Source organism: Haloarcula litorea (genome assembly GCF_029338195.1).
Classification (GTDB): domain Archaea; phylum Halobacteriota; class Halobacteria; order Halobacteriales; family Haloarculaceae; genus Haloarcula; species Haloarcula litorea.
This window is the reverse complement of record NZ_CP119779.1, coordinates 3,119,265-3,142,561: the sequence shown is the minus strand read 5'-3', so window position 1 is coordinate 3,142,561 and position 23,297 is coordinate 3,119,265. Positions and strand designations below refer to the sequence as shown.

At 69.0% G+C, this 23,297-nt stretch carries 20 protein-coding genes and 4 tRNA genes; 10 read left to right on the top strand and 14 right to left on the bottom strand.

Annotated features, from left to right (window positions below; translation table 11 throughout):
- Window positions 1-9: 9 nt before the first annotated feature.
- Window positions 10-510 carry a helix-turn-helix domain-containing protein gene (locus P0592_RS16795; RefSeq protein WP_276272060.1) on the bottom strand — a complete coding sequence of 167 codons (501 nt, stop codon included), beginning with the start codon at window positions 508-510 and terminating at the stop codon, window positions 10-12.
- 131 nt (window positions 511-641) lie between these two features.
- Here P0592_RS16795 and P0592_RS16790 point away from each other — a divergent pair.
- Window positions 642-726 (top strand) — tRNA-Leu (locus tag P0592_RS16790).
- A 511-nt stretch (window positions 727-1,237) separates the two neighbouring features.
- On the opposite strand, the gene P0592_RS16785 is transcribed toward P0592_RS16790, so the two are convergent.
- Window positions 1,238-1,340, bottom strand: a tRNA-OTHER gene (locus P0592_RS16785).
- 114 nt (window positions 1,341-1,454) lie between these two features.
- On the opposite strand from P0592_RS16785, the gene P0592_RS16780 reads away from it, so the two are divergent.
- On the top strand, window positions 1,455-1,775 hold the full coding sequence (locus P0592_RS16780; protein WP_276272059.1) for a cupin domain-containing protein: 321 nt from the start codon (window positions 1,455-1,457) through the stop codon (window positions 1,773-1,775).
- On the opposite strand, the gene P0592_RS16775 is transcribed toward P0592_RS16780, so the two are convergent.
- Window positions 1,772-3,598 (bottom strand): FAD-binding protein, encoded by a 1,827-nt coding sequence (locus P0592_RS16775; RefSeq protein WP_276272058.1) that lies wholly within the window; start codon window positions 3,596-3,598, stop codon window positions 1,772-1,774. The two genes, P0592_RS16780 and P0592_RS16775, sit on opposite strands and share 4 nt — an antisense overlap.
- 149 nt (window positions 3,599-3,747) lie before the next feature.
- On the opposite strand from P0592_RS16775, the gene P0592_RS16770 reads away from it, so the two are divergent.
- Window positions 3,748-5,199 (top strand): PAS domain S-box protein, encoded by a 1,452-nt coding sequence (locus P0592_RS16770; RefSeq protein ID WP_336406662.1) that lies wholly within the window; start codon window positions 3,748-3,750, stop codon window positions 5,197-5,199.
- Here the strand turns inward: P0592_RS16770 and P0592_RS16765 are convergent, their stop codons facing one another.
- The 4 genes from P0592_RS16765 to P0592_RS16750 all read right to left on the bottom strand — a co-directional run bounded on the left by P0592_RS16765 (window position 5,200) and on the right by P0592_RS16750 (window position 7,985).
- Entirely contained in the window at window positions 5,200-6,084 is an 885-nt protein-coding gene (locus P0592_RS16765; RefSeq protein ID WP_276272056.1) for a succinate dehydrogenase/fumarate reductase iron-sulfur subunit, read from the bottom strand.
- A gap of 4 nt (window positions 6,085-6,088) precedes the next feature.
- Window positions 6,089-6,454, bottom strand: coding sequence for a succinate dehydrogenase hydrophobic membrane anchor subunit (locus tag P0592_RS16760; protein ID WP_276272055.1), 366 nt, complete (start codon window positions 6,452-6,454; stop codon window positions 6,089-6,091).
- Window positions 6,454-6,852 carry a succinate dehydrogenase, cytochrome b556 subunit gene (sdhC, locus tag P0592_RS16755; RefSeq protein WP_276272054.1) on the bottom strand — a complete coding sequence of 133 codons (399 nt, stop codon included), beginning with the start codon at window positions 6,850-6,852 and terminating at the stop codon, window positions 6,454-6,456. The genes P0592_RS16760 and sdhC overlap by 1 nt, the downstream gene beginning before the upstream one ends.
- Before the next feature lie 113 nt (window positions 6,853-6,965).
- Window positions 6,966-7,985: a succinylglutamate desuccinylase/aspartoacylase family protein gene (locus tag P0592_RS16750; RefSeq protein WP_276272053.1), complete on the bottom strand. Its 1,020-nt coding sequence runs from the start codon at window positions 7,983-7,985 to the stop codon at window positions 6,966-6,968.
- 96 nt (window positions 7,986-8,081) lie between these two features.
- Between P0592_RS16750 and P0592_RS16745 the strand changes: the two genes are divergently transcribed.
- The gene (locus tag P0592_RS16745) at window positions 8,082-9,431 is read left to right on the top strand and encodes a putative ATP-dependent zinc protease (protein ID WP_276272052.1); all 1,350 of its coding nucleotides are present in this window, start codon (window positions 8,082-8,084) and stop codon (window positions 9,429-9,431) included.
- Here P0592_RS16745 and P0592_RS16740 read toward each other — a convergent pair whose 3' ends face one another.
- The 3 genes from P0592_RS16740 to P0592_RS16730 form a co-directional block, all read right to left on the bottom strand.
- On the bottom strand, window positions 9,432-10,043 hold the full coding sequence (locus P0592_RS16740) for a DNA-3-methyladenine glycosylase family protein (RefSeq protein WP_276272051.1): 612 nt from the start codon (window positions 10,041-10,043) through the stop codon (window positions 9,432-9,434). It lies immediately after the preceding gene.
- A 35-nt stretch (window positions 10,044-10,078) separates the two neighbouring features.
- Window positions 10,079-10,651, bottom strand: coding sequence for a serine O-acetyltransferase (gene cysE / locus P0592_RS16735; protein WP_276272050.1), 573 nt, complete (start codon window positions 10,649-10,651; stop codon window positions 10,079-10,081).
- A gap of 211 nt (window positions 10,652-10,862) precedes the next feature.
- On the bottom strand, window positions 10,863-12,020 hold the full coding sequence (locus P0592_RS16730; protein ID WP_276272049.1) for an acyl-CoA dehydrogenase family protein: 1,158 nt from the start codon (window positions 12,018-12,020) through the stop codon (window positions 10,863-10,865).
- Between the two features lie 114 nt (window positions 12,021-12,134).
- Here P0592_RS16730 and P0592_RS16725 point away from each other — a divergent pair, with 114 nt between their 5' ends.
- From P0592_RS16725 to P0592_RS16700, 6 genes are all read left to right on the top strand, one after another.
- Window positions 12,135-14,099: a 3-hydroxyacyl-CoA dehydrogenase/enoyl-CoA hydratase family protein gene (locus tag P0592_RS16725; RefSeq protein ID WP_276272048.1), complete on the top strand. Its 1,965-nt coding sequence runs from the start codon at window positions 12,135-12,137 to the stop codon at window positions 14,097-14,099.
- A gap of 138 nt (window positions 14,100-14,237) precedes the next feature.
- Window positions 14,238-14,312 (top strand) — tRNA-Glu (locus P0592_RS16720).
- Window positions 14,313-14,394: 82 nt separating this feature from the next.
- Entirely contained in the window at window positions 14,395-14,943 is a 549-nt protein-coding gene (locus tag P0592_RS16715) for an NADPH-dependent FMN reductase (RefSeq protein ID WP_276272047.1), read from the top strand.
- Window positions 14,944-15,014: 71 nt separating this feature from the next.
- The gene (gene glmU, locus P0592_RS16710) at window positions 15,015-16,196 is read left to right on the top strand and encodes a bifunctional sugar-1-phosphate nucleotidylyltransferase/acetyltransferase (RefSeq protein WP_276272046.1); all 1,182 of its coding nucleotides are present in this window, start codon (window positions 15,015-15,017) and stop codon (window positions 16,194-16,196) included.
- 64 nt (window positions 16,197-16,260) lie between these two features.
- Window positions 16,261-16,446: a DUF7576 family protein gene (locus P0592_RS16705; RefSeq protein WP_276272045.1), complete on the top strand. Its 186-nt coding sequence runs from the start codon at window positions 16,261-16,263 to the stop codon at window positions 16,444-16,446.
- Window positions 16,447-16,508: 62 nt separating this feature from the next.
- Complete coding sequence (locus P0592_RS16700) at window positions 16,509-18,092, top strand: hypothetical protein (protein ID WP_276272044.1); 1,584 nt, start codon at window positions 16,509-16,511, stop codon at window positions 18,090-18,092.
- Here P0592_RS16700 and P0592_RS16695 read toward each other — a convergent pair.
- From P0592_RS16695 to P0592_RS16680, 4 genes are all read right to left on the bottom strand, one after another.
- Window positions 18,089-18,598: a DUF21 domain-containing protein gene (locus P0592_RS16695; protein WP_276272043.1), complete on the bottom strand. Its 510-nt coding sequence runs from the start codon at window positions 18,596-18,598 to the stop codon at window positions 18,089-18,091. The two genes, P0592_RS16700 and P0592_RS16695, sit on opposite strands and share 4 nt — an antisense overlap.
- A 193-nt stretch (window positions 18,599-18,791) precedes the next feature.
- Window positions 18,792-18,866: transfer RNA gene (locus P0592_RS16690), tRNA-Glu, on the bottom strand.
- A 67-nt stretch (window positions 18,867-18,933) separates the two neighbouring features.
- The gene (locus P0592_RS16685; RefSeq protein ID WP_276272042.1) at window positions 18,934-20,118 is read right to left on the bottom strand and encodes a helix-turn-helix transcriptional regulator; all 1,185 of its coding nucleotides are present in this window, start codon (window positions 20,116-20,118) and stop codon (window positions 18,934-18,936) included.
- 58 nt (window positions 20,119-20,176) lie between these two features.
- Complete coding sequence (locus tag P0592_RS16680) at window positions 20,177-23,275, bottom strand: FAD-binding and (Fe-S)-binding domain-containing protein (protein WP_276272041.1); 3,099 nt, start codon at window positions 23,273-23,275, stop codon at window positions 20,177-20,179.
- Between the last annotated feature and the right edge of the window lie 22 nt (window positions 23,276-23,297).

Here is a 23,297-nt window from a genome sequence, read left to right as displayed (position 1 = left end):
CTACTGGCGTCAGCGGGCGTCGGCGAGTTCGACGTCGAGGAAGTCTTCGAGGAGCGTGATGGTCGAACCGCCGACGTTGGCCTGGGTAGCCCGGCCCTGTTCGACGGCGAGCACGGTGTCCTCGTCGAGGTCCAGTTTCTCGGCGAGCTCACCGGTCTGGAGGCCCCGCTCCTGGCGTGCCTCGGTGACGCGGCTGCCGTAGTCGGGGACCAGATAGGGGAGCTGGTCGTCGTCGTAGTCGGCACCGCTCTCCCAGTGAGCGGCGTCGCCCTGTTGTGCGTCGTGGAGCTTCGCCGCGTTCTGTGCGGCCTTGCGCTTGCGGTCTTGGTCGTCGCGACTCCCGTCGTCGCTGCCCGAACTCGCGGCCTCACCGTGGTCGCGGGCGCAGTCCGAACACACCTGCAGGGTCGCCCCGGCGACGTCGGCCGTCCGGAGGTCGCCGTCGGCACCACAGAGCTCGCAGCTCCCGCCGGCGTCCGACCCCCCGCTGCCGGTCGAGTACTTCGCCATACCACCTCGTAGCCGGTTCGTCGTATTTGAAACGTCCGGTTCGACGGAGTGACAGGTACTCCCGCGAGCGGTCGCAAACGAAAGCGCTTTTATTGGCCCACGGGATACGAACGAGTGCAGCAAGGCAGTGCGCGTGGGTAGCCAAGCCAGGCCAACGGCGCAGCGTTGAGGGCGCTGTCCCGTAGGGGTCCGCCGGTTCGAATCCGGTCCCACGCATATCTTCTCCGAACGATAGCGAGGAGAGATATCGACGGACGGATTCTGAGCACGGAACGAGCGAACGGAGTGAGCGAAGTTCAGGCGGTTCGAATCCGGTCCCACGATTTTCGTCACGAACAACTCGCGAGTGACGGAATCGTCGCCGATTCGAACCCCGGCAGTCGACCGTAGTGCGTCTCCCTCCGGTTCGAGGTGGTCGCCGAGAGACGAACGCACCGTCCGATATTCACTTCTGATAATTTAGACACAACTTTCATATACTACCACCGGCCAAAGTACTGGTAGGCACCAAACGGTGCCACCTACTTTCCACCCCCACCCCCACTCTCTTTCAGTGTCGCTCTCCAGCGACGGCGATCCGACGCGTCGCTGCTGTCCGACCGGACCGGTCGACTCCTCGGAAAAATGGACCGGGCGGGACTCGAACAGGTGCGAGACTCGCTCCGCTCGTCTCGCGTGCTCGAATCCCGGCCACCACCTGCGGCTCACGAGTTGTTCGCCGCAAGAGTGGAAGGGGCGGGATTCGAACCACGCGGAGCCCTGCGAGGGAAACTGCCGAACAGGATTCTGGCATATCGCCCGGCAGCGCTCTACCACTGAGCCACCCTTCCAGACGGTCGTCCGTTGGACCCCGGCGACCAAATATGTGACGGGATAGCACCACACTCGCCCGGGCTGGCACGTGCCGGCAGCGGCCACTTTCCGGCGGGGACACGACTCCGTTCGTGAGCTACACGAAGTGTACGTACGCGGACACCGATCCGGTGGCGGGGGCGATGCACTTCCTCCGTGACCCGCTGGACTGCGAGAACGTCGGCGTCACGATCGTCGACTGTGAACCGGGCTGGACGGGCAAACCCCACGATCACGGGGACAACGGACAGGAGGAGGTCTACGTGCTCGTCGACGGCGCGGCGACGGTCACGGTCGGCGGCGAGGCGGTGGAGATGACGGCCGGCGACGCGCTACGGATCGACTCCGCGTCGACCCGACAGATACGGAACGGCGAGACGGAGAGCCAGTTCGTGCTGGTGGGTGCGAGCTAGTACGACCGCTCTTTCGGTTCGTAGGTCTCCTCGTCGCCCTCGAGGATGACCGGCTTGTAGTAGAGCTCGGGGGTGCCGTCGTTCCAGGCCAGCATCGTGTGCTTGATCCACTCGTCGTCCTTGCGCTCCTGGTGTTCGGCGCGCCAGTGAGCGCCGCGGAACTCCTCGCGTGCGAGCGCGCCGAGCGTGATCGCCTCGGCCACGTCGAGGATGTTGCGGGTCTCGATGGTGTGGATGAGGTCGGTGTTGAACGTCCGCGAGGGGTCCTCGACGGCGACGTCCTTGTACTCCTGGCGGGCCCGACGGATGTCACGCAGGGCCTGCTTCAGGCCGTCTTCCTCCCGGAAGACGTTGACGTGCTGGGTCATCGTCTCCTGGACGTCCGCCCGGACCTCGGCGTGGTTGATGCCGTCCTCCGCCAGCAGCGTCTCGACGCGGGTCCGTTCCTGCTCGACGGTGTTCTCGATGACGCCCGTCGGTTCGACGGCGGCACCGTCCGCGGCCACCTCGTCGTCGCCGGCGTCGATGGCACCGGGCGAGACCGGGGTGTCCACCTGCCCGTCCTCGCTCTTGGCGGAGGGGCCGGTCTCGATCTCGGCGACCTTCATGTCCTTGCCGGCGGCGTGGTGGCCGGCGCGGGCACCGAACACGAGCAGTTCCGGCAGGGCGTTCCCGCCCAGGCGGTTCGCGCCGTGGAGCGAGACGCAGGCCGTCTCGCCGGCGGCGTACAGCCCGTCGATGCAGGTCTCGCCGTTCTCGTCGCACTCGATGCCGCCCATCGCGTAGTGCTGGCCGGGCTTGACCGGCATCGGCTCGTCGAGGCCGTCGACGCCCTCGAAGTCCTCCGCGAGGTGGAGGATGTTCTCCAGGCGGTCGATGATGCGCTCCTCGCCGAGGTGGCGCATGTCGAGGTCGACCCACTCGTCCTCGACGCCCCGGCCCTCGTTGACCTCGGTGAGTTCGGCGCGGGCGACCACGTCACGGGAGGCGAGTTCGCCCTCGTTGTTGGCGTAGCCGTACTCGAACATGAACCGCTCTTCGTCCTCGTTGTAGAGGATGCCGCCCTCACCGCGGACACCCTCGGAGATGAGCACGCCCGTCGACGGCAGCGTCGTCGGGTGGAACTGGATCATCTCCATGTCCTCGATGGGGACGCCGGCGCGGTAGGCCATCGCGACGCCGTCGCCGGTGTTGGCGACCGCGTTGGTCGTGTGGTCGAACGCCTGTCCCAGTCCGCCGGTCGCGAGGATGACGCCGTTCTTGGCCCGGAACCCCTCGATCTTCCCGGACTTGATGTCGTAGGCCACGCAGCCGTGACAGACCCGTTCCTCGGGGTCGTCGTGGTCGGTGACGGCGAGGTTCGTGACGTACCACTCGTCGTACACCTCGATGCCGCGCTTGACGACCTGCTCGTACATCGTGTGCAGCAGGTGGTGGCCGGTCTCCGCGCCCGCGTACGTCGTCCGCGGGTACGAGAGGCCGCCGAACGGTCGCTGGGAGACGCGCCCGTCGTCCTCGCGGGAGAAGGGCATCCCCCAGTGTTCGAGCTGGATGACCTCCTCGGGAGCGTCCTTCGCGAAGGTGTCGATCGCCGGGGCGTCCCCGAGGTAGTCCGACCCCTTCATCGTGTCGTACGCGTGGAGGTCCCAGGAGTCGCCCTCCTGGAGGGCGGCGTTGATCCCGCCCTCGGCCGCGCCCGTGTGGCTCCGGACCGGGTGGAGTTTCGTCACGAGGGCCACGTCCGCACCCTCCTCGTGTGCCGCGATCGCCGCTCTGAGGCCTGCACCACCCGCGCCGACCACGATGACGTCGTGTTCGTACATAGAATACTGACCTGTCCGCGGCTTAGTATTAGCCGAACTTAAGCCTCCCTGTTGGGCGTGTTCGCTGCCGCGGCTCCGTCCGAACGTCGCGACCAATCCGGCCCCGAAGGGGCGTCAGACACGTATCGATACATCAATACTTTAGTGCGATGACTATCCATTTACTAACAGGTTACAGCCGGGGGTGGTCGCGGTACGTGCCCGGTGTGGCCACTGGCACGAGTATGAGCGAATCGAACGCCGGACGACCGGAGTTAGCACGGGCGGTTGTGTCGAACACGGGCGACGCGATCCTCCTCACCGATCGGGGGATGGCGATCCAGTACGTCACGCCGTCGACGGAGCGGGTGCTGGGCCACGACGCCTCGACGCTCGTCGGCGGGTCGCTCGCCGCACACGTCCACTCCGAGGACGTGCCCGACCTGGAGGCGACGCTGGACGACGTCGTGGGACGGGCGGGACCGGACCGTGACCGGGTGAGCGTCCGGGTCCAGCGAGCCGACGGTCGGTGGCTGCCGCTGTCGCTGACCGTCACCGAGTGTCGGGAGGCGGGCGTCGATGGATTCGTCCTGAACGCACGACCGGTCGAGCGGGAGCGCCGAGTCGCCGCGGCGTTCGAGGAACTCGTCGCGCAGACGCCGACGATGCTGACGGTCCTCGACGACGCGGCGGTCGTCCGGTTCGTCTCGCCGCCGGTCGAGGAGATGCTCGGTTGCGAGGCCGGAACGGTCATCGGCACCCACGTCGGGGAACACGTCCACCCCGACGACGTGGCCGGCCTCGTGCGCACGGTTCGTGACTCGCTCTCGGAGCCCGGCGACGAGGCGACGGTCGAGTTCCGCTGTCGGACGGCCGACGACGAGTGGCGGTGGCTGGAAGCGCGGGGTCGTCGCACCACCGCCGACCTGCCGTTCGACGGCGACATCCTCCTCACCAGTCGGGACATCACCGAGCGCAAGGAGCGGGAGCGGGACCTCCGGGCGAAAAACGAGCAACTGGACCAGTTCACGAGCGTCGTCAGCCACGACCTGCGCAACCCCATCAGCGTCCTGCGTGGCTCGCTGGAACTGGCCCGTGAGACGGGGGACGAAGACCACCTCGAACGGGCCGAGAAGTGCGTCGATCGGATGGACACGCTGGTCGACGACCTGCTGACGATGGCCCGTCAGGGCGAGGTCGACCCCGAGACGACCGCCGTCGAACTGGACGAGGCCGCTCCGAGCGCGTGGCGGATGGTCGAGACCGGCGAGATCTCGCTGACGGTCCGGGGTGACCACCCCGTCCCGGCCGATCCGGACATGCTCCGCGAGGTGTTCGAGAACCTCTTCCGGAACAGCGTCGAACACGGCGGCTCGACGACCGAGGTCACGGTCGCGCGGACGAACTGGGGGTTCGTCGTCGAGGACGACGGCACGGGGTTCGACGGCGACCCGGAGGCGGCCCTGGAACCGGGGTACACGACGTCCGAGGACGGCACCGGGTTCGGTCTGAGCATCGTCGACACCATCGCCGATGCCCACGGCTGGTCGTTCATCCCGACCGAGTCGTCGGAGGGCGGTGCGCGCTTCGAGTTCGTCACCGAGGGCGGCCCGTCGAGGTAGCTACCAGAACTTGAGGTTGTTCTTCACCGCTTCCCGCTTGAGTTCCTGGATGTGCTCCGTCAGCGGGATGTCCTTCGGGCAGACCTCGGTACAGGAGAACTGCGTCTGACAGCGCCAGACGCCGTGCTCCTGCTCGATGATGCGGAGGCGCTCCTGCTTGCGCTGTTCGCCCTCGCGTTCGTCCATCGCGAACCGGTAGGCCTTGTTGATGGCCGCGGGACCGAGATACTCGTTGTCGCCGGCCGCGATGTTACAGGAGGACATACAGGCCCCACACCAGATACACCGGGTGGACATCTTCACCTTCTCGCGGTTCTCGCGGCTCTGTCGTTGCTCCTCGAGTTCGTCGTCGGGCGTCTCGTCGGCGTCGAAGTACGGCTCGACGGCCTCCATCTGGTCGTAGAAGTGCTCCATGTCCACGACGAGGTCCTTGACGACCTCCTGGTGGGGGAGCGGTTCGATGCGGATCGGGTCGTCGAGATCGGCGACCTGCGTCTTACAGCCCAGCCGCTGCCTGCCGTTGACGAACAGCGCGTCGGAGCCACAGACCGCCTGCCGACAGGAGTGTCGGAACGTCAGCGACGAGTCGTAGTGGTCCCGCGCGTACATCAGCGCGTCCAGGACGGTCATCCCTTTGTGGAAGGGGACGGTGAAGTCGTCGAAGCGGGGCTCCTGCTTGCCCTCGACCTCGGGGTCGTAGCGGAACACCTTCAGCGAGATCGTCTCCTCGTCGTCCAGCGACGCCTCCTCGGTCTCGCGTTGCAGGTCCCGCTCGGCCTGCCGCTGGCGCTTCTCGGCCCGTCGCCGGTCGCCCGGCGACTGGACCTCCGCCTCCGTCTCTTCGTCTTCGGTCTCGGTCTCTCGTTGTTCGATTTGCGTGCTCATGGGTTCAGAGGAAGCCGTTCATCGCCAGTGCGACCCGCGTCCCCTGTGCGACGAGCAGTAGGCCCGCCACCACGAGGACGTACTTGACTGCTCGCTTCTGGGTGCCGCTGATGCCCTGATTGACGAGGGCGTTGTAGACGCCGTTGACGCCGTGGAACGTCGCAGTCACGAGGAACAGCCACATCGTCGCGAAGTAGCCGATCTGACTCATCCGGGCCTGCGTGCCCGCGAACGTGATGTCGGCGGCGTGGTTGGCGAAGTGCAACAGCAGGAAGTGAAACGCCAGGACGCCGATGAGGAACACCGCCGTCAGGCGCTGGAGGAGCCACCGGCGGCCGCCCCGCTCGAAGGAGGAGTAGTGTTCGGCCATTATGCGGTCAGTGGCCCTCCCAGGAACGTCGGGATGCTGGCGACCACGATGGCCCCGGTCAGCAGCATCGACGCGTAGAAGCTCTTGTCCTGCGATTCCAGTCCGACGCCGAGGTCGACCATCAGCAGGCGGACGCCGTTGAGGATGTGGAAGACGGCGACGGCCAGCAGGCCGATTTCGAGGAAGCGGACCACGAGCAGGGCCTCCAGTCCCTGCAGCGTGCTCGTGTAGAGCTCCGCACCGCCCAGCGAGGTGCTCAGGACCGCGATGTGGGTGAACAGGTAGCCCACGAGCACCCAGCCGGTGAACTTGTGGAAGATCCAGGCCCACATACCGGCGGAGAACTCCCGCCACCGTCCGAAGTCCTCGACGGTGCCGCGATTGTAAGACTGACTCATACACTGTTGGCTTAGTCCGGGGACAGATAGTAGTTACTACCCTGTTTCGGCCCGGAGCGTGGGAGTCTCGCTCGTGAGACCGGTCCCGGAACCGAGACGTGCGGGGCCCGGGACTACGTCGCGACGTCGGCCGTTCGCGTCCGTTCGAGCGCGCGCCGCGTGTCCGCGTCGAGCCGAACGAGGTGACAGAGCGGGTTCCCGGGGTAGACCAGCGGGTTCTCCAGGACGCCGACGAGCAGTCCGGTGAAGGGGGCGCTGACGTCCGTGCTCTCGGTCTTGAACGGATTCGCGATGGTGCAGATGGTGTCGCCGTCGTAGACGAGGTCGCCACGCTGGTAGTGCATATCGACGAGCCCGCCGGCGTCGGCCCGGATCCACGTCTTCTCGTCGCCGTTCTCGATGACCGTCCGCCAGCCCGGCCAGCGGACCACCTCCGTCTCCAGCATCCCGAACTCCGCGAGGACCGACCGGACGCTGTCCAGAGCCGCGTCGATGAGCGACCGCTGGAAGCGGTGGGCCTCGCCCATCTCGACGGTGATGGTCGGCGTCCCGGCGTCGCTCGTCTCCCGGCGGAGCGATCCGGACGGCCCCTCCGAGGAGATGATGACGTTCGACGCGAACGCGTTGGCGACCCGCTCGACGGCCGGGTCGGTCGTGTCCGCCCGGACGTGCAGCATATTCGTCCGGCCTCGGGTAGAGGTGTGGAAATCGAGGCCGAAGTCACAGGGCGCGAGGAAGTTCCGGAAGATCCGGTGGGCCATCCGCTTGGCGCTCGTCGAGCCGGGGTCGCCGGGGAACGAGCGGTTCAGGTCCCGATCGTAGATGGGGAGGTACCGCTCCTGGGCCAGGAAGGCGGGGACGTTCAACACAGGGAGACAGACCAGCGTCCCCGCCAGTTCGTCGTGGGGCCACTCGTGGGCCACCTCCCGGACCACCTCGATGCCGTTGAGTTCGTCGCCGTGGGCGGCCGCCGACAGGAACGCCGTCGGCCCCGGGCGCTCGCCGTTCACGACCGTCACGGGCATCCGGACGGGGTCGCCCATATACGTCTCGCTGACGGTGTAGCGGACGTTCTGGACCTCGCCGGGATCGACCCGGCCACCGTCGTACGTGAACGGCTCGGCTTCGTCCATAGCCCCACAAGCGGGAGCGGCGGTATAAGCGTGTCCTGACACAGTCCGCGACCGCGACCCGCTAAGCCTTTGCCGTGGCCGTCTGAAACCGGATCTATGACCGAAGACATCACCGTCGGCGTGCTGAGCCTCCACTCCAGCAAGGAGTCGAAGGCGATCCTCAACGCCGCCGACGAACTGGGGTACGGCACCGAGTGGCTCCGCGAGGAGAACCTCACCGTCTCCGCGACCGACGGCGGGATGACGATCGAACCGGACGTCGACGTGATCGCGAACCGCCTGCTGCTGTCGAGCGACGAACACCCGGTCGAGGGGATCGGCCTCGCGCTGACGCTGAACGAACTGGTGCCGATGCTGAACGAACCGCTGCCGGCGACGCGGGCGCTCCACAAGTTCGCCAGCGCCGCCGCGCTCGCCGAGGGCGGCGTGGCGGTGCCGGACGCCCTGCTCGCGCTCTCGAACGACCGCCTCAACGCGGGGCGCGAGCGGTTCGGGGAGCGCGCCGTCTACAAGACCGCCATCGGGACCCACGGGGGCGGGACGTGGATGGTCGAACTCGACGACCCGCTGAACGCCCAGGTCGGCGACCGGCACGCGTTCCTCCAGGAGTACCTGGACCACGACGGCGACCGCCACCACGATCTCCGGGTGTACGTCGTCGACGGGCAGGTCGTGGCGGCGATGAACCGTTACGCCCCCGAGGGTGAGTGGCGGACCAACGTGGCGCTGGGCGGCGAGGTGGAGGACGTCACCGGGGCGCTCCCCGCCGACGTACGGCAGATGGCACTCGCCGCGACCGACGCGGTCGGGCTGGACTACGCCGGGGTCGACATCGTCCAGGGCGAGGACGGCTACTACGTGCTGGAGGTCAACCCCACCGCCGGCTTCCGGGGGCTGTTCCGGGCCAGCGGCGTCAGCCCCGCGCCGTACATCGTCCGGGCGGCCGTCGAGCGGGTCGGCGGCTCGGTCCCCGACAGCGAGGTCGAACGGCTCTCCGACCGCCTCGACGACTCCCGGCCGGCCGCGATGCCGGCCAAACCCAAGGCCACGGCCCCGGAGAACGTCACCATCGGCTACATCGAGGAGGTGGTCGCCACCGGAACCCGCGGGAACAAGACTGTCCTCGCGAAGTCCGACACCGGCGCGACCCGGACCAGCATCGACGCCGAACTGGCCGCCGAGATCGGCACCGGTCCCATCCTCGACATCGTGAAGATCAAGTCCGGCAGCGTGAAGTCCGGTCGCTCGCGGCCGGTCGTCGACCTCGTGGTCGGCATCGGGGGCACCCAACACACCGTCACCGCGAGCGTCGAGGACCGCTCGCACATGGACTATCCGCTCCTGCTGGGCCGGGACATCCTCAAGCACTACCAGGTCGACGTCAACCGCCGTGCCGACGACGAGCGCGAACCCGACACCGAGGAAGAGGAGTCGACGCTGGAGTAGTCAGTCCTCGCGCACCTCGGCGACGCTGTCGGCGACGTCCTCCTCGGCACGCCAGAGGTACAGCGTCGCGTAGCTCCGGTAGGGTGCCCACCGTTCGGCGTACTCGACCATCTCGGGCCGGTCGTAGTCCTCGCCGACGACGTTGCGGAAGCCCTTGCGCACGCCGAGGTCCCCGACCGGGAACACGTCTTCGCGGCCGAGCGAGAACAGCAGTTGCATGTTCGCGGTCCAGTCGCCGACGCCGGTGATGCTCGTCAACTCCGCGCGGACCGCGTCGTCGGGCATCCCCGCGAAGTAGTCGATCCCGTACCCCGCCTCGCGGAACGCCTCGGCGACCTCGTTGACGTAGCGGGTCTTCTGCCGGGAGAGGCCGGCGTCGCGCAACACGTCGTCGTCGGCCGCGAGGACTCCCTCCGGGGTCACCTCGACGGCCTCGAACAGGCGCTCGCGGGTGGCGGCCGCCGAGGCCATCGACACCTGCTGGCGCAGGATCGAGACGACGAGGCGCTCGAACATGTCGTCCGCGGGATCGAGCGTCAGTTCGCCGTGGTGGGCGACCAGCGGGCCGAGGTCGGGGTCCTCGCGGAGCGCGTCGTGTGGCGAGTCGGGCATCGCTCCGTCGTAGCGGCCACGCGGACAAGAAGGCTTCAGTCGTCGCCCGGCGACGGGCCGCGGTCCGCCGCTGCCGACTCCTCGATGTCCCCGTCGGCCTCCGAGACCGGACGCGCGGGATTTCCGACAACCGTCGTCCCCGGCGGGACGTCGTCGACGACGACGGCACCGGCCCCGACGGTCGCGTTCTCGCCGACGGTGACGGGGCCGATGATCGTGGCGTCCGCTCCCACCGTCACCCCGTCTTCGAGGGTGGGGTGGCGCTTCTCGCGGCGCATCGACGCACCGCCGAGGGTCACCCCGTGGTACATCAACACGTCGTCGCCGACGTCGGCCGTCTCGCCGACGACGGTGCCCATCCCGTGGTCGACGAACAGGCGGTCGCCGACCGTCGCGCCGGGGTGGATCTCCACGCCGGTGAGCAGGCGTCCGAGATGGGAGAGCAGCCGCGCGCCGAGCCGGTGGTCCCGGACCCACAGCGCGTGGGCGAGCCGGTACAGCCAGACGGCGTGGAGTCCGGGGTAGGTGAGGACCACCTCGGTCGCGCTCGTGGCCGCTGGGTCTTTCGCGAGGGCGGTGCGGACGTCGTCTCTGAGTCTGTCGAACATGGTGGGATCGGGCGAGACTCCGGGCGCTCGGCGGTACAGCGGCAGTGAGTACGAGCACTCGGCGACCGCGAGAGTGACGGACAGCGGCGGCGCTCGGATGCACCGTCGCGACGGCCGCGGAGTGCCCGTCTGCCGTACGCGGCCGTTGCTGCCAGAACGGTATAAGTCGGTGGGTGTCGGACCGGCGGGTCGAACGGCTGCGACCGCCGTCTCAGACCATCCCCTTGCCGAGCAGTTCGCGGGCGATGATGTTCTTCTGGATCTCGGTGGTCCCCTCGTAGATCTGGGTGATCTTCGCGTCGCGGTAGAACCGTTCGACGTCGAAGTCGTCGACGTAGCCGGCTCCGCCGTGGATCTGGACCGCCTCGTCGGCCGTCTCGACGGCCACGCGGGAGGCCTTCTCCTTTGCCATCGACGCCAGCTGGGTGAGCTGGTCGTCGGCGTTGTCGACGCTCCAGGCGGACTTGTAGGTGAGCTGGCGGGCCGCCTCGATCTCGGTGTACATCTCCGCGAGCTTGTGCTGGATGGCCTGGAACTCCGAGATGGGCTGGCCGAACTGCTCGCGGTCCTGGGCGTAGTCGAGGGCGCGTTCGGCCGCACCGCGGGCGATCCCCACCCCCTGGGCGGCGACGCCGGTCCGGGTCTCGTCGAAGAACTGCATGATCTGGAGGAAGCCGGCCCCGCGGGTCCCGACGAGGTTCTCCTCGGGAACGCGCACGTCGTTCAGAACGAGCTCGGCGGTGTCCGAGGCCCGGATGCCCAGTTTGCCCGTGATCTTCTCGGCCTCGAAGCCGTCGCGGTCGGACTCGACGAGGATCTGCGAGAAGCCGTTGTAGCGCCCCTCGGCGTCGGGGTCGGTCTCACAGAGGACGACGAAGTAGTCCCCGACAGAGCCGTTGGTGATCCACATCTTGTTGCCGTCGACGACCCACTCGTCGCCCTCCTTGCGGGCCTGGGTCGACACCGAGGAGACGTCCGAGCCGGTGTCGGGTTCGGAGATCGCCGTCCCCATCAGCGCGTCCCCGCGGGCGACCGGTTCGAGGTACTCCTCCTTCTGGGCCTCCGTCCCGAACCCGACGAGGGCGTCGGCCCCGAACGCGGCCGACTGGATGCACAGGCCGATGCCGGGATCGGCCGCGAACAGCTCCTCGGCGATGATGGCGTTGGTCAGCGTGTCGTAGCCGGCCCCGCCGTACTCCAGCGGGATGTTCGCCCCCGTCAGCCCCATCTCGGCGGCCCTCTCGACGATCTCGTGGGGGAACTTCTCGGCGCGGTCGTACTCCGTCGCGGCCGGCCGGATCTCGTTCTCCGCGAACCGGCGGACCTCGTCGCGAATCTGTCGTTGCTCGTCGCTGAGTTCGAAGTCCATACGGGGCGTGTTCACACACGACCCAAATAATGGTTTGTAATCCGAAATAAACGGCAGAGATGTTTCTCCCCGAGAGAAACGTTGAAACGTCGGCCGACAGTGGGAGTACACGTCATGGATTTCGAGGACATCGAGACGATCGCGGTGCTGGGCGCGGGGAACATGGGCCACGGCATCGCCGAGGTCGCCGCGCTCGCCGGCTACGAGGTGCGGATGCGCGACATCAAAGAGGAGTTCGTCCAGGACGGCTACGACAACATCGAGTGGTCGCTGGAGAAGCTCGCCGAGAAGGACCAGCTCACCGACGACGAGGCCGAGGCGGCACTGGGGCGTGTCACACCGCTCGTCGACGTCGCGGAGGCCGTCGGCGACGCGGACGTGGTCATCGAGGCCGTCCCCGAGAAGATGGAGATCAAGAAAGACGTCTACACCGACGTTGAGGCACACGCCCCCGACGATGCCATCTTCGCGACGAACACCTCCAGCCTCTCGATCACGGAGCTCTCGGAGGTGACCGATCGGCCCGAGCAGTTCTGCGGGATGCACTTCTTCAACCCGCCGGTGCGGATGCAGCTGGTCGAGGTCATCTCCGGCGCTCACACCAGCGAGGAGACGCTGTCGGCCATCGAGGCCCTCGCGGAGGACTTCGACAAGACGCCGGTCCGCGTGCGCAAGGACTCGCCGGGGTTCATCGTCAACCGCATCCTCGTCCCGCTGATGAACGAGGCCTGCTGGCTGGTCCACGACGACGTGGCGACCATCGCCGAGGTCGACTCGACGACGAAGTTCGACATGGGCCTGCCGATGGGCTCGTTCGAGCTCTCCGACCAGGTGGGCAACGACGTCGGGCTGCACGTCCTGGAGTACATGCACCAGGTGCTGGGTGACGCCTACGAGCCCTGTCCCCTGCTCGAACAGAAGGTCGAGAACGACGAGCTCGGCAAGAAGTCCGGCGAGGGCTTCTACGACTACGAGGACGGCGGCGTCGACATCCCGACCGACGCCGGTCGCGAGGACGTCGAGAAGCGGCTGCTGGCCGTGATGGCCAACGAGGTCGGCAAGCTCGTCCAGAACGACGTGGCACCCGTCGCGGACATCGACGAGGCCGTGATGCTCGGCGGCGGCTTCCCCGAGGGACCGGCACGACTGGGCGACGACGCCGGGCTCGACACGCTCGTCGAGACCCTGGAGGACCTCGTCGAGGAGACCGGCGAACGGCGCTACGACGTCTCGGACGGCCTGCTGGCCGCCGCAGAGGTGGGCGGCTTCTACGGCGACGACGACGAGGGCGAGACCGAGTTCGAGAACGTCACCGTCGAGTACCCCGGCGAGATGGTCGGCCACATCGAGCTCGACCGGCCCCACCGGATGAACACGGTCAGCCCGGACCTGATGGACGAGCTCGCCGAGGCCGTCGACCTGCTGGAGGCCGACGACGAGGTGCGGTCGATCCTCCTGACCGGCGCGGGCGACAAGGCGTTCTCCGCGGGCGCGGACGTCCAGTCGATGGCGTCGAACGCGACGCCGCTCGAGGCCGTGGAACTCTCGAAGAAGGGCCAGGAGACGTTCGGCAAGCTCGAGGACGTCGACATGCCGGTCGTCGCCGGCATCGACGGGTACGCCCTCGGCGGCGGGATGGAGCTGGCGACCTGTGCCGACCTGCGCGTGGCCTCCGAGCGCTCCGAGCTCGGCCAGCCCGAACACAACCTCGGTCTGCTCCCCGGCTGGGGCGGCACGCAGCGGCTCGCCAACATCGTCGGCGAGGGCCGCGCCAAGGAGATCATCTTCACCGCCGAGCGCTACGACGCCGAAGAGATGGCCGACTACGGCTTCGTCAACGAGGTCGTCGGCAACGACGAACTCGAGGACCGGGCGTTCGAACTGGCCGCGGACCTCGCGGCCGGCCCGCCGGTCGCCCAGCGGTTCACCAAGCGCGCGATGCACGCCGGCCGCGACGACACCGAGGCCGGCCTCGAGGTCGAGTCCCAGGCGTTCGGCCACCTCATCGGCACCGAGGACGTGATGGAGGGCATCACGGCCTTCATGGGCGACGGCGAGCCGGAGTTCGAGGGCAAGTGAGGCGACGTCGGCCCGTCGACGAGGGCCGACCTGACTCCGGTCCCGCGACAGTCGTTCGCCGTCCGGCCGTGTGACGGTCCCGCAGGTGGGGTCGCCTTTCGATGGGATTAAATCACTCCACCCGGAACGCCAGGATGCGCTCGGTTGGTGTAGTCCGGCCAATCATCTTGGCCTTTCGAGCCGAGGACATGGGTTCAAATCCCATACCGAGCACATCTCCGTCGTATCTGTTCTCCGAGCGACAGCCCTGTCGCCGACTGAAGGCCTTAACCGCGCTGACGGCCAACTGTCGCCGATGACCGAGACGCCCACCGTCGTCGCCGTCAGCGGGAGTCTCCGCGACGAGAGCACGACGCGACTCGCCCTCCGACACGCGCTCGACGCCGCCGCGGCGGCGGGAGCCGAGACCGAACTGCTCGATCTCCGGGAGTTCGATCTGCCGCTGTTCGACCCGGACGACCGTGACCGCGGCGACGCCGCGGTGCTGAAACGGACCGTTCGGGACGCCGACGCGGTCCTGCTCGGGACGCCGGTCTACCACGGGATGGTCTCCTCGGCGCTGAAGAACGCGCTGGACTACCTCGGCCGGGACGACTGCGAGAACGTCACGTTCGGCCTGCTCGCGACGGCCGGCGGCGGAGAGTACGGACAGACGTTCGAGCACCTCCGGACCGGTGTCCGTCACGTCCGCGGGTGGACGCTCCCTCAGGAGGTCGGCATCCGCGGGGCCGCCAGCGAGTTCGACGGGGACGGCGAGTTCCGCGACCCGGACATCGAGTCGCGGGTCCGGACGCTCGGGCGCGCCGCAGTTGCCAACGCCTTCGTCGAGCCGCGAGCGGACTGAGCGCTGGATCGGGTCCCCGCCGACCGTCGGACTGCGGTAGCTATTTTTCCCGGCCGGGCGAGGGGGCGGCTATGCAAGCAGTCGTCCTCGCGGCCGGCGAAGGGACCCGGATGCGACCGCTGACCGCGAACACGCTGAAGCCGATGCTGCCCGTCGCCGACCGCCCGCTCGTGGCCCACACGGCCGACGGCGCGGTCGAGGCGGGTGCCGAGGAACTGATCTTCGTCGTCGGCTACGAGGCCGACGCGGTGCGCTCGTACTTCGGCGACAGCTACCGGGGCGTCCCGGTCAGGTTCGCCGTCCAGGCGGAACAGCGCGGCACCGCCGACGCCGTCGCGGCCGCCCGCGACCACCTCGACGGGCCCTTCGCCGTCCTGAACGGCGACAACCTCTACGACCACGCGGGGCTGGCGGCGCTGTTCGACGCCGCTCCGTCGGTCGCGGCCTACCGCGTCGGCGACCCCTCGAACTACGGCGTCCTCTCGACGGACGGCGACACGGTCACCGGCGTCGTCGAGAAACCGAGCGACCCGCCGACGGAGCTGGCAAACGCCGGCGCGTACGTCTTCCCCGCCGAGGCCCGCGAGTGGCTCGACGTGGACCCGAGCGAGCGCGGCGAGCGGGAGATCACGGACGTGCTGGCCCGCGTCGTCGACGAGCGGTCGGTGACGGCCGTCGAAGTGGACCGCTGGCTCGACGTCGGGCGGCCCTGGGAACTGCTCGCGGCGAACGAGTGGAAGCTCGGCGAGCAGGAGCGCCGTATCGACGGCGAGGTACGCGGCGACGCCGACCTCCGGGGGACCGTCGTGGTCGAATCGGGGGCGGTCGTCGAACCCGGCGTCGTCGTCGAAGGGCCGGCACTGATCCGTTCGGGCGCGACGGTGGGACCGAACGCCTACGTCCGCGGGGCGACGCTGCTGGGCGAGAACGTCCACGTCGGGCACGGCGTCGAGGTCAAGAACAGCGTCGTGATGGCCGACTCGAACGTCCCGCACGTCTCCTACGTCGGCGACAGCCTCCTCGGGGAGGACGTGAACTTCGGCGCGGGGACGCAGGTGGCGAACCTCCGACACGACGGCGAGAAGGTACGACAGACCGTGAAGGGCGACCGGGTCCCGACCGGTCGCCGGAAGTACGGCGTCGTCGCCGGCGACGGCGTCCGGACGGCGATCAACACGAGCCTGAATCCGGGGGTCGTCCTCTCGGCCGGCGCGACGACGACCCCCGGGGAGAGCGTCACGCGGGACAGGTAGGGCCACGGAGGTCACAGCGGCGAGTATGTGGGATTAAGTAGGGTGACCACGCACCTCCGATACCATGGTCGACCCCACTTCGGATCACCACGAGGACATCGACGAGGAGGAGGCCCCGGACTGTGCGGTGTGTGGCGAACCGATCGCCAACGAGGTGACACACCGCGTCTCCACGCGGATCGAGGACGGCAGCGTCCACACCGTCCACTTCTGCGACGAGGGGTGTGAGGCGGAGTGGCACGGGGAGTGAACGCTCAAAATCCGATCTGACCGTCCAGAAGGCCCTTCCCGTCCGACGGCGACGACTCGCCCGTGACAGGTCGTCGTGAATCGGCAGTTCGTCTCGTCTTTCTCACGCTCGTACTCGTCTCGCTCCTCGCGGTCGGGGGCTCATACGCCACGGCCAGCGGCCTCACCGCTGCCGGTGACACGCGGGCCACGGCGGCGTCGAACGGGAGCGACGCCGACGACACCGCGACGCGCGCCGCGGTCTCGACGGACGGGGCGGCGATCGACCTCGCTCCCCGGTTCGAGCGGGCGTCCGAGCGACCGACCCGCGGCGAGAACTGGTCGACGGAACGGGTCTCCCGGGTCGTCTCACGCACCGACCGGAACCTCACCGTCGTCGCGACGCAGGGGTTCTACGTCAGCGACGAGACGGCCGAACTGGCCGCCGTCACGCCGAACGGGACCGTCGTCTACTACGAGGACCGCTACCGCGTCTACTTCGACGTGGACCCCGTCGAGGGCGAGCGCTACACCGTCGAGTACGTCGCGGCCGAACACCTCGACGGCGCGGCCTGTGCGAACGTCTCCAGCGAGGAGTGCACCCGGAACGTCGTCGTCCGCGCGAACCTGACGACCGGCGACCGCGAGCGAGTGTACGCGGACGTCACGCCGCGGATCTACTCCGCGCGGTGGCACGACGTGGACCGCATCAACGACACGCACCTCCTCGTCGCGGACATCGTGAACGACGGCGTCTACGCGGTCGACACCCGGGACGACGAGATCGAGTGGCGCTGGAACGCATCGGCCCACTACGACCGCTCGGCCGGCGGCTCCGACGGTGACTGGACCCACATCAACGACGTGGAACTGCTGGCCGACGGGAGCGTGATGGTCAGCCCGCGGAACATGGACTCGGTGATCTTCCTCGAACGCGGCCCGGACGGCTGGGCGGTCGACGAGAGCCGGACGCTCGGCTCGGACGGGAACCACGACCGCCTCTACGAGCAGCACAACCCCGACTACATCCCGGCGGAGCACGGCGGCCCCGCCGTCCTCGTCGCCGACTCCGAGAACGGTCGCATCGTCGAGTACAGCCGGACGGACGACGGCTGGACCCACGCCTGGATCTGGCGGGACGCGCGCCTCCAGTGGCCCCGCGACGCCGACCGGCTCCCCGACGGGAACACGCTCGTCGTCGACTCCCACGGCGACCGCGTGGCCGAGGTCGGTCCCGACGGCGAGGTCGTCTGGCGACTCGACGTCGGGATGCCCTACGACGTGGAGCGGCTGGGGACCGGTGACGAGAGCACCGGCGGGCCGGCCGCCCAGTACCGCGAGGCAGTCGCCGAGCGGCCCGGGGACACCGCGGCCGTCGTCGCGGACGTACGGAACCGGACGAACGCGACGGCCGGCGGCGTCGGCGGACAGACGCTCCCCCTCGTCGACCGGTTCTGGATCGGGCTGAAGGCGCTCACCCCGAGTCTGGTCGCCAACGGCCTGCTGTACGTCGCCCCCTCCTGGGTCCGGTTCACCGACCTCGCGTTCGCCGCGCTCGGTCTCGTCACCGCCGTGGTCTGGGCCGGCGTCGAGTTCCACTGGTCGGAGCGGTCCCTCCGTGGCGGCTGGCGGCGCGTGACCGGTGCCCTCCGCGGTCGCCTCGGCTAGTCGTCCTCGTACGGTCGCTCGATGGCCTGTTGGCCGCCGATCTTCGCCGACAGCACCCGCGTGAGTGCGTCGAACACCGTGACGACGGGGTACAGCAGGAGTTCGACGTACCGGAGCGGGCGGATCACCCGCACCGCGTACGACTGCGCGTGCCCGAGGCCGTAGGACTTCGGGACGATCTCGCCCCCGACGAGGACGACGGTGCTGGCGACGACCGTCGTCGCGACGACGGCCAGTCCCGGGTCGAGCCGCTCGGCCAGCAGCGCCGTCAGCAGGCTCGACAGCGCGACGTTGACGACGTTGTTCCCCACCAGCAGCGTCACGAGGAGCCGGTGGGGGTCGGCCAGCACGTCCTCGACGGCGGCCGCACGCGGGTCGGTCCGGGCCGCCTCCGCGAGGGCCTCCCGCGACAGCGAGAACAGCGCCGTCTCGCTGCTGGAGAAGAAGGCACTACAGGCGAGCAGGACGACGACCAGACCGAGCGTCGGAAGCAGCGGCGGTGCCATACGCCAACGTCGGCTGTCTCACCAAAGAAGCCCCGGGCGTGTCGCTCGACACGTTCCGACCGAAAGAGTGCTCCGTCAGGGATTCGAACCCGATGCCAGACCTCGCTCCCCTCGGCCCGCCGTGATTCGAATCCCCTCGTCGCATCGGCGTCGAACGGTCTCGCTGTCGCTCGACACGTTCCGACCGAAAGAGTGCTCCGTCAGGGATTCGAACCCTGGTCATCACCGTGAGAGGGTGATATGATTGGCCGGACTACACCAACGGAGCGTCCACTTGTTCGGACGGCGCTGGAACGTATAATGATTGTGTTTCGGGGCCGCCCTGGGTGGGTTTCTCACTCCTCGTCGAAGGGCGAGCCGGCGGCGTCCGGCTCCTCGCCGGCGATGCTGATGATGTTCTCGCGGCCGACTCGCAGCTTGCTGATCTCGCCGTCGTCCTCCATGTCCGACAGGAGCATACTGACCTTGGACTTCGACCAGTCGGTGCGCTCGACGATGTCGACCTGTTTCATCCGTCCCCCGTTCTCTTCGAGCAGCGACAGCACGCGGTCGCTGTCGCTCAGCAGCTCTTCGTCGGGGACCGCGGGCTCGTCGGTCGCCTGCTCGGCTCCGGCCTCCGAGGCCGGCTCGGCAGTCCCGTCCGTGGCCGCCGTTGCCCCGTCGTCGCTCCCGAGTAACCCGGACAGCGACGGCGCACCGCTGGAGCGCCAGGCCGCGGCGGCGACGACGCCGAGCGCGATCAGCAGCGCGGCGGCCATCAGCGGCCACGCCGAGCCGTCGCCGGACTCCCCGGGGGTCGGCTCGGCGCTCGTCCCGTCGCTCTGCTGGCCGGCCTCCCCGTCACCTCCCGACTGCGTCTCGACCGCCGACCGGGGCCGGAGTTCGACGTATGGCCGCTGGTCCACGAACGATCGCTCCCCGTTCCAGGTCACGCTCTCGCTGCCGGCCAGGGCGTCGGGGTTGCTCTGTGAGTCCGGCTGCGGCAACACCTGTGCGAACGCGAGGCCGGGGCCGCGCTCGACGACGAGCGCCTGGTCGGGACCGACGTAGAACCCGCCCTCGAACACGTCGGCGACGACGACCCTGTCGCCGTCGACGCGTGCGAAGTTCGTCCAGCGGAACGACATCCGTACCTGTCCGATACTCCCACCGGGCCGCGCACGGACCGACGCCGACCGCCGGAAGTCAGTCGCGTTCATCTCCCGGTCCGTCGCGTTGGTCCCGAACCTGGTGAGCGCGCCGGCGTTGCGCACGAAGCTCGCGTACAGGTCCGTCCGGTTCCGCTCGAACTCGCTGGCGTACGCCTCGAAGTTCTCACGCTGGCTCTCGTTGGTCAGCGGCGTCTCGTGGACGATGGCCCACCGGGCCGACCCGTTCTCGTAGACGGTCACCTGAAACGTCGTCGAGTCGAACCGGTCCGGCGTCTGGAGGCTGCCCGTCGCCGCGTCGCCGACCGCTGGCCCGCTCGCGAGGCTACAGACCAGTAGAGCGGCGACGACGACGGACGCCCCGCGGAACATATAGCTGATAGTCCCGAGGACAGCATAAAAGCGCTGTGAATGCGGGGGAGAAGACCCCCTACGTCCCGACGGCGTCTGCGAGTTTGGTCACCGGATGGGGCGGGTCGTCGGTGAGCGGTCGGTCGGACAGTTGCGTCCGGCAGGAGGCCCCGGGCGCGACCACCTCGTCGCCGTCGCTGGCGTCGACCTGATCGTAGAGGATCTTTGCGATGGCCTTGCTCATCGAGTAGTGTTCGGCCTCGTAGCCGAAGCTGCCGGCCATCCCACAGCACCCGGAGTCCAGCGGGTCCACGTCGTAGCCGGCCCGCCGGAGGACGCCCACGGCGTGGTGGTCCTTGCCGACGGCCTTCTGGTGGCAGTGGCCGTGGTAGGTGAGCGCGGCGTCGTCGGCCGTCCAGTCGACGCGGCCGTCCAGCGCGAAGCGGTCGAGGTACTCGCAGACGCCGAAGGCGTTGCCGGCGACCGTCGTCGCGCCGTCGTGGTCGTGACCCAGCAGGTCGAGGTAGTCGGACTGGAACATCACGGCGTCGGACGGTTCGACCACCACCACGTCCCAGCCGTCGTCGACCCGGGGGGCGAGCGCCTCGACGTTGGTCGCCGCCCGCTCGCGGGCGGTGTCGACGAACCCCTTCGAGTGGGCGGCCCGGCCCGAGGCGGTCACGTCGTCGGGTACCCGGACGTGGACGCCGGCGGCCTCGAGCACCACGACGGCGTCTTTCAGCGTGGCCGGGTGGCTGTAGTTGTTGTACGTGTCCGGGAACAGCAGCGCCCGGCGCTCGGCCTCCTCCTCGGGGACCGTCGGTCCGCGGTCGGCCCACCAGTCCTCGAAGGACTCCCGGTGGAAGGTCGGGAGGTCGCGCTCGCGGGCGATCCCGAGGGCCTTCTCCGCGAGGTAGTCGCTGCCCGGCAGCGACTGCGCCCAGTTCGAGAGCGGCGCGAGCGCGCTCCCGACCCGGCTCAGCGTGTCGACGTTGGCGAACACCTTCTCCCGGAGGCTCGCGCCGTGTTCCTCGTGGCGGGCGTGTTCGACCTCGACCTTCAGTTTCGCCATATCCACCTCGCTCGGGCAGTCCCGGGCACACCCCTTGCAGCCGATACAGAGGTCCAGTACCTCCGTCGCGAACGCCTCGTCGGTGGGGTCGTCGGGCAGGTCGCCGCTCATCGCCTGCCGGAGCATGTTCGCCCGGCCCCGAGTGGCAGTGACCTCCTCGTCGGCCGCCCGGTATGTCGGACACATCACGCCCCCCGTCGTCTCCTGGGGGCCGCGACAGCCGCCACAGCCGTGACAGAGCTCGACCATCCCCTGCATCCCGTTCTCGTTGGGCCAGGAGAGCGCCGGCTCGAAGTCGTAGTCGAACTCGTAGTCCGGATCGAACCGCAGGTTCTCGGTCATGTCGACCGTCTCGGCCCGCGGCGGAGCCTCGCCGGCCTCGACGGCGGCCGCGTCGACGCCGACGACCTGCCCGGGGTTCAACAGCCAGTCGGGGTCGAAGCTCTCCTTGAGGTCTCGGAAGACGCCCCACACCTCGTCACCGTACAGCTTGTGGTTCCACTGCGTGCGTGCGCGGCCGTCCCCGTGCTCGCCGGAGACGCTGCCGCCGTACTCGACGACGAGGTCGGTCGCGCCCTCGGCGATGGTCTCCATCTGTTCGATCCCCTCGAGGGTCTTGGTGTCGATCAGCGGCCGGATGTGCAGACAGCCCGGCCCGGCGTGGGCGTAGAAGGAGGCGAATGTCCCCGCCTCGTCCAGGACCTCCTGGAAGTCCGCGACGTACTCCGGGAGGTTCGCCGGCGGGACGGCGGTGTCCTCGATGAACGAGATGTGTTTCGCGTCGCTCGTCCGGCCCAGCAGGATCGGGAGGCCCGACTTCCGGAGCTTCCAGAACCGCTCGCGCTCGGCCTCGTCGTGGGCCTCCTGGCCGTCGAAGGCCCGCACTGGGTCGTCGGTCAGCGACTCCGCGCCGCTCTGTGGGACGCCGAGCGTCCGCGCGTCGCCGACCCGGTCGGCCAGCAGGTCCGCGACCTTCTGCTTGCCCGCGGCGTCGCTGTCGGCGTAGAACTCCACGAGCAGGACCGCGCCGGTCCCCTCGGGGACGATGCTGTCGACGAGGTCGCCGAACTCCTCCGTACCGGCCGCGAGGTCCAACAGGACGTCGTCCAGCACCTCGACGGCCGCCGGGTCGTGGTCGAGGATGGGCGTCACGTCCGCCATCGCGGTCACGAGGTCCTCGTAGGTCAGCAGCGCCAGCGCCTTCGTCTCGGGCACCGGTTCGAGGGCGACGGTCGCCTCGGTGACGACGGCCAGCGTCCCCTCGCTGCCGGCCAGCAGGCGCGCGAGGTTCACCGTGCCGGCCTCGCCGTACTCGCCCTCGTACTCCGCGACGAGGCGGTCGAGGTTGTAGCCCGAGACGTTGCGCTTGAGCTGCGGGAACGCCGTCTCGACGGCGTCGACCTCCTCGTCGAGGAGCCGGGCCACCTCGGCGTAGATGCGCGCCTCGAGGTCCCCATCGGGGTCGCCGGCCTCGCGGAGTTCGTCGACGCGCACCTCGCCGAAGGTGGTGACGGTGCCGTCCGCGAGGACGACCTCGCAGGACTCGACGTAGTGGTCGGTCTTGCCGTACTGCAGGGAGTGTGCGCCGGTCGAGTTGTTGCCGATCGCGCCCCCGAGCGCCGACTTGTCGCCCCACGCGGGGTCGGGCGCGAACTTCAGGTCGTGGGGGGCGAGTTCGGCGTTCAGGTCTCCCAGTCGCGCCCCCGGCTGTGCCCGCGCGGTTTCCGCGTCGGGGTCGACGGACAGCAGGTCGTCCATGTGACGCGTGAAGTCGAGGACGACGGCCTCGTTGACGGACTGACCGGCGAGGCTCGTCCCGCCGCCCCGCGGGAGCACCGGGATCTCGCGGTCGGCACAGTAGCCCACGACGGTCGCGACGTCCGCCGTCGACTCGGGGTAGACGACCCCCACCGGCGTCACTTCGTAGGCGCTGGCGTCGGTGGCGTACAGCTGCCGCGAGTACTCGTCGAACCGGACGTCGCCGTCGACTCTGTCCTCGAGGTCCGCGACGAGGGCCGGCCGCGCGACGCCGTCCCCGCGGTAGTCGTACTCCGCGCGGGCGTCGGTGGCCGGGTCCTCCCCGGGTCCGCTGTCGGTTGCGCCCATAGGGGTGGCTTCGGCCGGGGCG